At 45.9% G+C, this 12,927-nt stretch carries 10 protein-coding genes; 5 read left to right on the top strand and 5 right to left on the bottom strand.

From position 1 onward, the window contains the following. Window positions 1-405 precede the first annotated feature (405 nt). A complete protein-coding gene (locus HPS55_RS00280; protein ID WP_172173322.1) occupies window positions 406-1,977 on the bottom strand; it encodes an NAD(P)/FAD-dependent oxidoreductase in 1,572 nt (523 codons plus the stop codon). A 163-nt stretch (window positions 1,978-2,140) separates the two neighbouring features. Between HPS55_RS00280 and HPS55_RS00285 the strand changes: the two genes are divergently transcribed. Next, window positions 2,141-4,780: a valine--tRNA ligase gene (locus HPS55_RS00285; protein WP_172173325.1), complete on the top strand. Its 2,640-nt coding sequence runs from the start codon at window positions 2,141-2,143 to the stop codon at window positions 4,778-4,780. A gap of 99 nt (window positions 4,781-4,879) precedes the next feature. On the opposite strand, the gene HPS55_RS00290 is transcribed toward HPS55_RS00285, so the two are convergent. Together HPS55_RS00290 and HPS55_RS00295 are read right to left on the bottom strand one after the other, a co-directional pair. Continuing rightward, a complete protein-coding gene (locus tag HPS55_RS00290) occupies window positions 4,880-5,863 on the bottom strand; it encodes a glycosyltransferase family 2 protein (protein WP_172173328.1) in 984 nt (327 codons plus the stop codon). After that, the gene (locus HPS55_RS00295; RefSeq protein ID WP_172173331.1) at window positions 5,856-7,346 is read right to left on the bottom strand and encodes an oligosaccharide flippase family protein; all 1,491 of its coding nucleotides are present in this window, start codon (window positions 7,344-7,346) and stop codon (window positions 5,856-5,858) included. The genes HPS55_RS00290 and HPS55_RS00295 overlap by 8 nt, the downstream gene beginning before the upstream one ends. A 185-nt stretch (window positions 7,347-7,531) precedes the next feature. Between HPS55_RS00295 and HPS55_RS00300 the strand changes: the two genes are divergently transcribed. The 3 genes from HPS55_RS00300 to HPS55_RS00310 are packed head-to-tail and all read left to right on the top strand — an operon-like array spanning window position 7,532 to window position 10,505. Then, window positions 7,532-8,458, top strand: coding sequence for a glycosyltransferase family 2 protein (locus tag HPS55_RS00300; RefSeq protein ID WP_172173334.1), 927 nt, complete (start codon window positions 7,532-7,534; stop codon window positions 8,456-8,458). After that, entirely contained in the window at window positions 8,413-9,405 is a 993-nt protein-coding gene (locus tag HPS55_RS00305) for a glycosyltransferase family 2 protein (protein WP_172173337.1), read from the top strand. Before HPS55_RS00300 ends, HPS55_RS00305 begins: the two co-directional genes overlap by 46 nt. Further along, window positions 9,402-10,505, top strand: a complete 1,104-nt coding sequence (locus tag HPS55_RS00310; protein WP_172173340.1) for a glycosyltransferase family protein — start codon at window positions 9,402-9,404, stop codon at window positions 10,503-10,505. The genes HPS55_RS00305 and HPS55_RS00310 overlap by 4 nt, the downstream gene beginning before the upstream one ends. Window positions 10,506-10,560: 55 nt before the next feature. Here the strand turns inward: HPS55_RS00310 and HPS55_RS00315 are convergent, their stop codons facing one another. Continuing rightward, the gene (locus tag HPS55_RS00315) at window positions 10,561-11,085 is read right to left on the bottom strand and encodes a 30S ribosomal protein S16 (RefSeq protein WP_172173343.1); all 525 of its coding nucleotides are present in this window, start codon (window positions 11,083-11,085) and stop codon (window positions 10,561-10,563) included. Between the two features lie 105 nt (window positions 11,086-11,190). Then, entirely contained in the window at window positions 11,191-11,835 is a 645-nt protein-coding gene (locus HPS55_RS00320; protein ID WP_172173346.1) for a lipocalin-like domain-containing protein, read from the bottom strand. Window positions 11,836-11,973: 138 nt separating this feature from the next. On the opposite strand from HPS55_RS00320, the gene HPS55_RS00325 reads away from it, so the two are divergent. Continuing rightward, the gene (locus HPS55_RS00325) at window positions 11,974-12,879 is read left to right on the top strand and encodes a glycosyltransferase family 2 protein (protein ID WP_172173349.1); all 906 of its coding nucleotides are present in this window, start codon (window positions 11,974-11,976) and stop codon (window positions 12,877-12,879) included. Window positions 12,880-12,927 lie beyond the last annotated feature (48 nt).

Below are 12,927 nucleotides of genomic sequence, written 5' to 3' on the forward strand. Positions count from 1 at the left end.
TATACGCCTGCCGTTACGCTCATTATGACAGGACGATGCCGTACCGTCTGTCCGAACTTTCTTTACTTTAACGTATGTTAAACAACATCCATAATACAAATTTCAGCCTACGGTCCGAAAACGGCTCTTTTTTCATCAAAAGAAAAGCTCTGACTGTCAGCATATTGTGAAAATATGACTTTGTAATGATTGCAGAGAGGCCGTTATTGCATTGCAATATGGCCTATATTGGAACGCAATAATGGCCATATTGCAGCGCGAAACGGCACAAACAGGAATGAAAAAAGGCACATTTTGCACTCCAAACCATGCAAAAACGTGCCCTAAGAGTATTGTTCCGACCTTTCTTTCGTTCTATTTCGAGAAAAAAGGAATTCGTTTTTTTTCAGAAAAAGGAAGACAATGTCAGCACATGCCATCCATATATCCGGCACACATCTCGGCACACCGCTCACCGTCGACACCGGCCGACACGATACCACCGGCATACCCCGCACCCTCACCGCAGGGGAACAATCCGCTCAGACGTATGTGCATCAGAGTTTCGGGAGAGCGCAACAGGCGCACAGGAGCCGATGTACGGGTTTCCAATGCTATCATGACAGCCTCGTTTGTAAGAAAGCCATGGCTCATCTTTCCGAACTGCCTGAAACCTTGCTGCAAACGTGACGAGACCTCACGCGGCATCCAGAAATGCAACGGAGAGGAAATAAGCCCCGGCGCGTATGAGCTTTTCGGCAAGTCGTAGCTGAGGCGGCTGTTGACGAAATCGGCCATGCGCTGTGCCGGCGCCGTCTGCTTCATGTTGCCTTGCTGCCAGCAGTCGCGTTCCATACGCTCCTGCCACTCCATCATGCGCAACGGACTTTCGCCTTCAATGTCTTCGGGCCGCGTCTCTACTACCATGCCGCTGTTAGACCAACGCCCCCCACGCGAGCTCGGACTCATGCCGTTGACCACAATCTGCTGCCTGCCGGTTGCAGCCGGGATGACAAAACCACCGGGACACATGCAGAACGAATAAACCCCGCGACCGTCGACCTGAGTCACAAACGAATATTCGGCGGCAGGAAGATATTGCCCGCGTCCCTGCCTGTTATGATACTGTATGCGGTCTATCATCTCCGACGGATGCTCAAGCCTTACGCCCACGGCAATGCCCTTGGCCTCCATTTCTACTTTCGCTTCATCCAGATATCTGTAGACATCACGTGCCGAATGACCTGTGGCCAGTATCACCGGACCGCGGAAAGTGAGCTCCATGCCCGTCCTGAGGTCTACAGCCTCGATGCCTTTGACCTCGTCGCCTGCTACTACAAGCCTTGTCATCTTGGTCTCGTGATGCACTTCGCCGCCCGATTTCAATATCGTGTTCCTCATGTTTTCTATCACCCTCGGCAGTCTGTCGGTACCGATGTGAGGATGGGCATCGGCCAATATGGCCGTCGAAGCACCGTGCTGGCAGAACACATTGAGAATCTTCTCCGTATTTCCGCGTTTCTTGCTGCGGGTATACAGCTTGCCGTCGGAATAGGCTCCCGCCCCGCCCTCGCCGAAACAGTAGTTGCTCTCGGTGTCAACCTGCTGCGTCTTGGTGATTCGCGACAGGTCTTTTTTCCGCTCATGTACATCTTTGCCCCGCTCGACAACCACCGGACACAAGCCCAGTTCTATCAGCCGAAGGGCTGCGAAAAGTCCGCCCGGCCCCTCGCCCACAACGACTACACGCCTTGCACCCGACACATCACCGTATTCTGTACGGACGAACATATCGTCGTGAGGCTGCTCGTTGATGTATACTCTCACTTTCAGATTGACATATACCGTGCGTTGCCTGGCATCGATGCTTCTCTTCAGCACCCGTATGCCGGTCACCGTACGTGCATCGAAACCGTACTCCCGGGCCACATACTGTCTTATGCTCTCTTCGCCGGCAGCCACCTGCGGCACCACTCTTATCTGATATTCGTTGACCATAGCTTTATTTTAACGTGCGCAAAGGTACATCAAATATACGGAATAAAAGAATATTATTTACCGTTCATCGCTCATTCTTCATTTTTTCCTTTCCTTTTTCCGCTGATTTTTAGTAATTTTGCAACGTTTTTATGCAGGATTCAAACAAATAAAACAAAACAATATGGAATTAGCAAGCAAGTACGACCCACAAGCCGTGGAGTCGAAATGGTATCAGTATTGGCTTGACAACAAGCTGTTCAGCAGCAAGCCCGACAGCCGTGAGCCCTACACTATCGTCATTCCGCCGCCAAATGTGACAGGTGTGCTACACATGGGACACATGCTGAACAACACCATTCAGGATATCCTTGTGCGCCGTGCACGAATGGAAGGCAAGAACGCATGTTGGGTTCCGGGCACCGACCACGCTTCGATAGCCACAGAGGCAAAGGTGGTAAACAAGCTGGCGCAGCAAGGAATAAAGAAAACCGACCTTACACGCGACGAATTTCTCAGACACGCATGGGACTGGACCAACGAGCACGGTGGCATAATCCTGAAACAGCTGCGCCGTCTGGGGGCCAGCTGCGACTGGGACCGTACGGCATTCACCATGGACGACAAGCGCTCGGAAGGTGTCATCAAAGTGTTCTGTGACCTTTATGACAAGGGACTCATCTATCGCGGAGCACGCATGGTCAACTGGGATCCGCAGGCACAGACGGCTCTTTCGGACGAAGAGGTGATATACAAGGAGGAGCACTCCAAACTTTACTATCTGCGCTATATGGTGGCCGGAGAGCCCGGCAAGTATGCCATCGTGGCAACAACCCGACCGGAGACCATCATGGGCGATACGGCCATGTGCATCAATCCGGCCGACCCCAAGAACCAGTGGCTGCGCGGCAAGCGTGTCATAGTGCCGCTGGTGGGCCGCGAGATTCCGGTTATCGAAGACGACTACGTTGACATCGAATTCGGTACGGGCTGTCTTAAGGTAACTCCCGCACACGACATCAACGACCATGCTCTCGGTCTGAAACACAATCTCGAGACAATAGACATATTCAACGACAACGGAACCATCAGCGAGGCTGCCGGAATGTATGTCGGAATGGACCGCATGGACGTGCGCCGACAGATAGAACAGGATCTCAATGATGCCGGACTGATGGAGAAAGTGGAGGACTACAACAACAAGGTGGGATATTCGGAACGTACCAACGTGCCAATCGAGCCAAAACTCTCCACGCAATGGTTCCTCTCGATGAAGCACTTTGCCGACATTTCGCTCGACCCGGTGATGACGGACGAAGTACAATTCTATCCTGCAAAGTACAAAAACACATACCGCCACTGGCTGGAGAACATCAAGGACTGGTGCATCAGCCGCCAGCTATGGTGGGGACACCGTATTCCGGCATACTACTTCACGACGGCTGAAGGCAAGCGCGATTTTGTCGTAGCCCGATCGGCAGAAGAGGCTTTGGCCGAGGCACAAAAGAAAAACGCCGCACTGACGGCCGCCGGGCTTGAACAGGACGAGGACTGTCTGGACACATGGTTCTCATCGTGGCTGTGGCCTATATCCGTATTCGATGGTGTGAACAACCCTGACAACGAGGAAGTGAAGTACTACTACCCCACGAGCGACCTCGTGACCGGACCGGACATAATATTCTTCTGGGTGGCCAGAATGATTATGGCAGGCTACGAATACCGCGGAACTTTCCCCTTCAAACATGTTTATTTCACAGGTATAGTTCGGGACAAACTGGGACGCAAGATGTCGAAAAGTCTCGGAAACTCGCCCGACCCGCTGATGCTTATCGACAAATATGGCGCTGATGGCGTGAGAATGGGTATGATGCTATCTGCACCGGCCGGCAACGACATACTGTTTGATGAGGGCCTTTGCGAACAGGGACGCAACTTCAACAACAAGATATGGAATGCTTTCCGACTGGTAAAAGGATGGCAGGTGGCCGAGTGCGGGCAGCCCGCAGCCAACGCTACAGCCACACAGTGGTTTGAGGCGAAGCTGAAACAGACCAACGCCGAAGTGGACGATCTGTTCAGAAAATACCGCATTTCGGAGGCACTGATGGCAGTATACCGTCTGTTCTGGGATGAGTTCTCGAGCTGGTATCTTGAGATGATAAAGCCTGCATACGGCCAGCCTATCGACAAGAAGACATACGATGCGACCATACAGTTCTTCGAAACTCTTCTCAAGATGTTGCATCCGTTCATGCCTTTCATCACCGAAGAGTTGTGGCAACACATCTGCGACCGCAAGGATGGAGAGTCTATCATGCGCGACAAACTGGAAATGGCGGCCATGACTGCCGACGAGGAAAGACTGGCAGCAGACATAGAATGTGTGAAACAGATTGTAAGCGGTGTGCGTACGGTGCGCAACCAGAAAAACATTGCACCAAAAGAGGCACTCACCCTACAGGCTGTAGGGACAAACAAGTATGAGGCTTACGGCTGTGTGATACGCAAAATGGCAAATCTCGCAACCATCGATACTGTCACGGACAAAGACGCCGCAGCCGCAGCCTTTATGGTAGGCACTGATGAATTTGCTGTTCCGCTGGGCGATATGATAGATATTGAGGCGGAAACAGCCAAGCTCGAAGCACAGCTGAAGCATCTCGAAGGTTTTCTTGCCGGCATACGCAAGAAGCTGTCCAACGAGAAGTTCGTGGCCAATGCCCCCGAAGCCGTAGTGGCAATGGAGCGCAAGAAGCAGAGTGACAGCGAGGAAAAGATAGCTGCTATCAAGGAATCTCTTGCGGCTCTGAAAAAGAACTGATACATGGCTTGAAGTAAATGGGTGTATCAGGATGCAAATATTGCATCCTGATACACCTGTTTGTTTATTTCACTTGTACCTCAGACCGACAAACAAAGACTATCTGTTTTTCCCGATAAGTCCGCGAACTGTGAAATATATCCATTCCTGGGCACGGAACAGTAGCCACGACGGCATAGGACGATAACCGAACTTGGAGGCTGTACGGCTGTCAAGCATGCTGCGGTTTATGGACTTCCATGCTCTCTTTATCTCTTCAAGCCCATACTTTCGGTCTGCTGCCGGCAGCTCTCTGCCATGGCAATGATAGAACATATATACATCTACAAGATTGAGCCAACGATGATTCTCATATCGGGATATCTGTTGCGGGGTGGCTCCGGCCTCTTTCATCTGGCCAAGCATACTTTCATTGGCCCGAAGATAATCGAAACGACGCACTGTCACGACATGGGTGGCAGAAGTCGGATGCTGACGGTAAAAGTATAATCCGGTGCAACGGCGTACTGTCCTTGACCGCAAATAATGTATTCGCGTGGTGTTGTCGTCGCTGTAAAGACGACAGGTTGTATCATAGGGATAGCATTTGTGCAAGGAGGTACGTATCATATACAATCCGTGTATGCGCCATGTCAGGCTCGCCTCGAACGCCTCGTTGCCGCCAAGACACTCAAAAGGCGGCATTTCATAGCCATACGGAGCCTTGCCGGATTCCACCATCTGAACCTCAAAAAGCACGCTGTCTGTCTCCGGATGACACTCAAACACCGCTACAGCCTTTTCCAATGCATCATCGGAAAACCAGTCGTCGGCATCAAGCATGCAAGTATACAACCCTCTGGCTATCTTTAATCCTTCATTGCGGGCAAATGCCTGGCCACGGTTATCGGGCAATGTAATAACATCAATCCTGGAATCCAAAGCGGCATAATGTCTCAACAGAGACGGTGAACGGTCATCGGAGCAGTCGTCTATACATATTACCTGTATGTCACGCAGTGTCTGACTCAACAGCGAATCAAGACACTGACACAGATACTTCTCTGCATTGTATACAGCGACAAGTACGGAAACTTTAGTCATGACGGTGCAATATTTTTCGCATCAAGGCATCCCACAAGGAAGTCTTCTTGCGCAGAATATGAACAGAAACCGCCATACTGGCTGTACAAACGCACATACCTGCAAGCCAATAGACGGCAGAAGAACCTGCAAATGTCACCCAATAAGCCACTCCTCCAAGGAACAACTGGATTCCGGCATACAGCAACACCGATGACGAAACAATGTAACGGTAACGTATACGGGCGTACACATATACGAGAATCAAATCAACCAGATAGGATAATGACAAGGCAAGACCAGTGCCGAAAAGGCCCCAACAATCGTAAAAGAGAATTATAAGAGCTACAAGAAGCATATCATAAATAATCTCAAGTATAAGATATGACAACGAATCGCCCTTGGCCAATGTCACATAAGATATAGGAAGCGACATGGCTTTGAGATACATTGAGAACACGGCCACCTGGGCCATAGGCACTATCGGCGCAAAGTCGCTGCGGAAAAGCAACGGCATCAGTAACGGTAATGCCAACATCAGTATGGAAAGCATTGGCGAAAGCAGCAATACCGATATCTCTATCTGACGGTTTATGGTTATGTTGACAGCGGCCGTATCATGATTCACGGCAGACAAACGCGGGAAATAGTCTGTCTCCATAGACGAAAATACCATGCCGGCGTATGTCACGGTGAGCATGAAACCGGCATTGTACAATCCGACAACTTCAAGTCCTCCGGAAACATTCAGATAAGAACGTATCACCATCTCGGCACCACTGCCGAGTATTCCGGCAAAAACAAATGCAACACCAAGCCGAACCATCTCCATTCCCTCTCCAAGTACACCACCCAAACCACCAAGTCGAAACGGGTAAATACGCCAAGAATACGATATCGTGATTATCATACTGGAAAGAGCTACAAGCACTATTACCGGCACTATACCTGATTCTCCGAAAAAATAATATATAGGAATGGATATCAGCAATGCCACAAACACCATATATATCTGTATAGACGCAAGGACACGCAATCTGCGCAGTGCCTTCAATATGGCCGTCTCGCCACCTGTAACCGCAAGCATGGCAACAGCCGGAGCCAGCAAGACAAAATGAAGAGTATGGTCGCCCCAGGAAAAAGTATAGTCGCTGAGCAACGGACCTACGGCCATACACACAAGCATACCAAATAAAGCTGTAATGGCGCTCCAGGCACGTATTACCTTAACAAAATGTCTGATGCGCACCTCATCTCCACTGTCTACAATCTCAGACAAATGCTTTACAGCACTGAAAGAAATTCCGAAATTAGTAGCTTGGGATATAAAATTGATTGCTGTATTGAACAATGAAGCCAGTCCCATTCCGGCAGGACCGAGAAGCAGAGCTATCAGCTTGTTGCGAACAAGCCCTATGATGATATTCAGTCCCTGGACACCACCAAATATACCTGCATACTTCAATACGTGAGTATAACTGTCTTTCTTTTCCGTTTCGTTCATTAAAATAATAAACGAATGTTTGATGCTTTTATTACATCAGCCAGCTAATAAAATCAGTTTAATCCAAAAGATTATAAAAATTAGCGTCAAGTGTCCACTTAATTCAAAATTAAGTTTGTACCTTTGCATATAAGCAGATATATGCCGTATGGCAATATGTGCAACATATCAGCAAAACATTCCCAATGAACAGCCTACTGACTATAATCATACCCGTATACCGCGTCAGCAATACGATGGACAGATGTATAGAAAGTATTGTCAGCCAAAAGTATGACAATATGAGAATCATACTTGTAGACGACGGTTCACCCGATGACTGTCCGGAGAAATGCGATAGATGGGCCGCAAAAGACAACAAGATAACTGTCATACACAAACTAAACGGCGGCCTTAGTGATGCACGCAATGCGGGACTCGATATTGCAGGAGGAGACTATATCACATTTGTCGACTCCGACGACTATATACATCCGGACACCTATTATGATGTAATGCACTTAATATCACAACATCCGGAATATGACATATTGGAGTTTCCGGTATACAAATTCTTCGGAACGTCCGGACAACAATTACTCACATTCTCCAACAAGGAATATCATGATATTGCCGACTATTGGATGACAGGACAAGCCTACGACCATGCTTATGCGTGGAACAAGATATACCGCCGCCGGTTGTTCGACAAGGTTCGATTTCCTGTAGGCCGCGTTTTCGAGGATGTATACACGTTGCCACAGCTGTTGGAACATTCCAAGATTGTAGCAACAACTGACAAGGGTTTGTATTACTATTGCCAAAACGACAATGGTATCACCGCATGCGCACAGGGAAACGAATTGCGTATGTTACTCGAATCACATATCAAAGTGATAAACAAATATAGGAAACATCCCTTGTTTCACCATTATTATATGCATGTTGTCAATATACAGATATGCGAATATGAAAAAAACGGTGACAAACCACTGCTCAGACAAGAAAGAATCAAGAGGCTTGACGGTCTCAACATGAAATCTAAATTGAAAGCCATAACAATCAACTCATTAGGAATAAAAAGATTATGTATACTGATAAGATTTATAAACAATATAATAAAACTCCATTAGTGACTTTCATTGTCACTTGCTATAATCTACCGATATGGATGATTAAAGAATGTCTGGAAAGCATTCTCGCACTTTCCCTGCGCCCTTTTGAAAGAGAGATAATCTTAGTGGATGACGGTTCGGAAACAAGTCCTGTCAATGAACTTAGCGGCCATCTGGACGACATAATCTATGTAAGACAGAAAAACGGTGGCTTGAGCGAGGCACGCAATGCAGGTATAAGAATGGCAACCGGACTGTATCTGCAGTTTGTCGACGGGGATGACAAACTGATTCAAGCAGGTTACGAACACTGTCTTGACATAGTCAGATACCACGACATGCCTGATATGGTGCTTTTTGACTTATCAAGTAAAATGACAAACCAAATGACATTCACCGAGGTTAAACCTGTCTGCGGAACTGAATATATGCAACACAACAATATTCATCCGTCATCATGCGGATATATCGTGAAACGTACAACGTTGGGAGAACTGCGATTCACACCGGGTATATACCACGAGGATGAAGAGTTTACACCACAACTGTTGTTAAGAGCAGAAATCATATATCCCACCCTCGCTACAGCATATTTTTACAGAAGACGTACGGGCTCTATCATTTCTGACCAAAACAAACGAAGCATACTGAAACGGCTTAACGACAAAAAACAGGTGATAATACGACTTAACGATATGTCTGACCGTTTGCCTCATAACGATCGTACCGCAATCAACAGACGCGTGGCACAACTTACTATGGACTATATCTATAACATTATTATACAGATACACAGCCGTAAATATCTTGACAAGCAACTTGCCGAACTACACTCCAAAGGTCTGTTTCCACTGCCGGACAAGGAATATACCACAAAATACAAATGGTTTCGACGTATGACAAACAGCAATATGGGACTCACGGTCTTAATGCGCACTCTGCCATTTCTAAAGAAAGAAAGATGAAAATACTGCTTTTAGGAGAATATAGTAACGTACATGCGACACTGGCCGAAGGTCTCAGAATGTTGGGACACGATGTCACCGTAGCGTCCAATGGAGATTTCTGGAAAAACTATCCACGCGACATTTCACTTGTACGCCGTCCCGGACGACTCGGAGGAATAATGTTAATGGCCAAACTGTATGCCATACTGCCACGTCTTAAAGGTTACGATGTTGTACAGTTGATCAACCCGATGTTTATAGAACTGAAAGCTGGTAGACTTTTCCGTATATACAAATATCTGCGCAGACACAATAAAAAAGTCTTTTTAGGCGGATTCGGCATGGATTGGTACTGGGTTAATACATGTGTCAACAATATGCCTTTGAGATATAGTGACTTCAATATCGGCAAAACACTACGCACAAACAAAGACGCCATCAAGGAGCGCCACGACTGGATCGGGACAGACAAGGAACGACTGAACAAGTATATAGCTGACAATTGTAACGGCATAATAACAGGGTTATACGAATATTGGATATGCTATCATCCGGCATTTCCCGAAAAAACCACCTATATACCATTTCCTATACATATTCCGAAAACGGTACCTGAACCTGTATTCAACGGTCCTTTAAAAATCTTTATCGGAATAAACAAAACAAGAAACGAATACAAAGGGACCGACATAATGTTGCATGCAGCAACCGACATAGCACATAAATATCCACAAAAAGTGGAACTGAGAATTGCCGAATCCGTACCTTTTGACGAGTATGAAAAGATGATGAACGGCAGTGATATCATTCTTGATCAGCTATACAGTTATACTCCGTCGATGAACCCGTTGCTCGCTATGTCAAAGGGAATAATATGCGTGGGCGGTGGAGAGGAAGAGAACTATGATTTAATAAACGAACACGAACTTCGTCCAATAATCAATGTCCAACCATGCTATGATAGTGTATACCGGGAGCTGGAACAATTGATAGCCCATCCTGAACGTATCATCACACTAAAAAAGCAAAGCATTCAATATGTGAGAAAGCACCACGAATATATAAAAATAGCTCGCAAATACGAAAGTTTTTATAAAGGGGAACAAGATATCTTATAAATAAAGTGGCCGAAATCAACATTCCGGCCACTTTATTTTGCAGTAAATCATGAGATTATGCCTCTGCAGAAGCCTCCTCCTCTGCAGCGGGGGCTTCTGCCTGAGCTGCAGCCTCAGCCTGTGCGGCTTTCTTCTCAGCTACCTTCTTTGCTATAGCTTCGTTGATTTTCTTCTCAGCCTCCAACTCCTTGGCGTAAGCGGCTTTCTTTGCTTGTTCGTCTTTCTCACGAACAGCGTCAGCACCCTTAACCTTGGCTGATTTCCAAGCGTCGAACTTCTGCTGTGCAGCAGCCTCATCAAAAGCACCTTTCTTAACGCCACCACGGAGATGCTTCATAAGATAAACGCCCTCACGGCTCAGGATGTTACGTACAGTGTCTGTTGGCTGTGCACCAACCTCTACCCAATAAAGGGCGCGGTCAAAATTCAAATCTACTGTGGCTGGATTGGTATTGGGGTTATAAGTTCCAATCTTCTCAGTAAATTTACCATCACGTGGTGCTCTTGAGTCAGCGATTACGATGCTGTAAAAGGCGTAGCTTTTACGACCGCCACGCTGCAATCTGATTTTTGTTGCCATTGTTTTATTTGTTAATTAGGTTTGAATTTATGCTGCCAACTCGTGACAGCGGATGCAAAATTAGTGCTTTTTTACAAAAAAGCATTTACACCAACTTTATTATTATTATTTTTTAACAAGAGTAAGCCCGGCTTTCATTCCTTTCACACTTCCCATAAGAGAAGTGACCGTCTTTATACTTGAATTTGTTGACCTGCTTCCCAAAGTCTTGAACATGTTGAGCAACTGGCTGGTATCAGTCACAATCATTAGTGTCTTTCCTTCAACTTGAGTCGTTATTGAAACAGGCTTTATCGTTCCATAGGTGAGAATCAGCTTTGAATCCTCTAATTCCCATTTGCCTTTAACATTTTTGTTCTTCAATACCTCTGTGAATGTGCCGTCTTCGTTGAATGTTATACTGACAGCTCCTGGCACCATGCCAAACCTTGTCAAGTGCTCTTGTATCTTGTTCTCAATCTTCTTTGCAGCCAGGCTCGCCCCCGCCTTGGCTAAAAAATTATCCGATTCAAAAACAATGGCCGGCTCCGTATACTCCCATGTACCAACAATTTGATTTTTTGTAGCCTGCTTATTGCTTGAGAAGATAGATGTAAGATTGGAAATCAAGTCATTTCCTGACGAGCCTGAAGATTTATTTCCTGTTACAGCGCCCAATATATCTCCCAAGTTAACCTGAGCCATTACACCAACATTCCCCTCCATGGACAAAAAGCCCAACAATGCAAATTTCAAAATAGACTTCTTCATAATAATTATATTCCTAAAATTCATTGGCAAAAGTAATATTTTAATTGAATATGTCCAAATAAAATTAACAAAACTTCTTTATATGAGTTTTTTTGTTTATTTTTGTACTGATTTCATCTATTTCTGACAAACTGAAACGTGAGCAACAAAGAAAAATACCAACTATCAATACTGATACCTGTATACAACCATGTATGCAAAGGTCTGGTGGAGAATCTCCATCTACAGGCTGAAACAGAAGGATTGTTATACGAGATTATTGTAGCAGATGACGGCTCTACAGACATTGCTGTAAAAGAGAAAAACAGCCGCATCAGTACTATCAAGAATTGCAGATATATATCAAGAGACGTGAATGTCGGCCGGGCTGCCATCAGAAATTTTCTTGCAGAACAAAGCCGGTTCAAGAATCTGCTGTTTTTGGACTGTGACATTGAGTTGCCGGACAGCCATTTTCTGAAACGATATATAGATGCTGACATTAAAGCAGTTCTTTATGGAGGAGTATGTACAGAAGGAACCCATTCACTGGGCAAGCACAATATAAGATATATATATGAGCACTCCTCCGAACCTCATCACACTGCGCTGGAAAGAAGTAAACAACCATACAAAAGTTTTCGGACTACTAATTTTATTATATCCCGAAATATAATGCTTGCCCACCCTTTTGACGAGCGATTCAAACATTATGGCTACGAAGATGTATTTTTCGGCAAAGAACTCAAGCACAACAACATCACAATAATGCATATCGATAATCCTGTGTCTATAAGGGATTTCGAGCCCAATGATGTTTTCATATCAAAAACCGAAGAAGCATTGCGCACGTTGTATTGTTTCCGCAATGAACTTGCAGACTATTCCAAAATGTTGGAAAGTATCAGACGTATGGAAAAGTTCATACCAATGGAATTTTTCAGAATGTGGCACAGAGTATTCGGAAAGTTGGAATTGAAAAACCTGAAAGGAAACAGCCCAAGACTTACTATATTCAATATGTACAGACTTGGTTACTACCTGTCGCTGAAAGACGTCAAATGAATCAACTGAATTTCTTTCCAAAATCATTATCAAGGTCACATCGGTTCA

It is taken from the genome of Xylanibacter rodentium, from assembly GCF_013166575.1.
Lineage (GTDB): Bacteria > Bacteroidota > Bacteroidia > Bacteroidales > Bacteroidaceae > Prevotella > Prevotella rodentium.

Coding starts and splice junctions, on each gene's coding strand:
- HPS55_RS00300 (WP_172173334.1), top strand. CDS start 7,532: ATGAACAGCCTACTGACTATAATCATACCCGTATACCGCGTCAGCAAT.
- HPS55_RS00285 (WP_172173325.1), top strand. CDS start 2,141: ATGGAATTAGCAAGCAAGTACGACCCACAAGCCGTGGAGTCGAAATGG.
- HPS55_RS00305 (WP_172173337.1), top strand. CDS start 8,413: ATGTATACTGATAAGATTTATAAACAATATAATAAAACTCCATTAGTG.
- HPS55_RS00280 (WP_172173322.1), bottom strand. CDS start 1,977: ATGGTCAACGAATATCAGATAAGAGTGGTGCCGCAGGTGGCTGCCGGC.
- HPS55_RS00315 (WP_172173343.1), bottom strand. CDS start 11,085: ATGGCAACAAAAATCAGATTGCAGCGTGGCGGTCGTAAAAGCTACGCC.
- HPS55_RS00310 (WP_172173340.1), top strand. CDS start 9,402: ATGAAAATACTGCTTTTAGGAGAATATAGTAACGTACATGCGACACTG.
- HPS55_RS00320 (WP_172173346.1), bottom strand. CDS start 11,835: ATGAAGAAGTCTATTTTGAAATTTGCATTGTTGGGCTTTTTGTCCATG.
- HPS55_RS00290 (WP_172173328.1), bottom strand. CDS start 5,863: ATGACTAAAGTTTCCGTACTTGTCGCTGTATACAATGCAGAGAAGTAT.
- HPS55_RS00295 (WP_172173331.1), bottom strand. CDS start 7,346: ATGAACGAAACGGAAAAGAAAGACAGTTATACTCACGTATTGAAGTAT.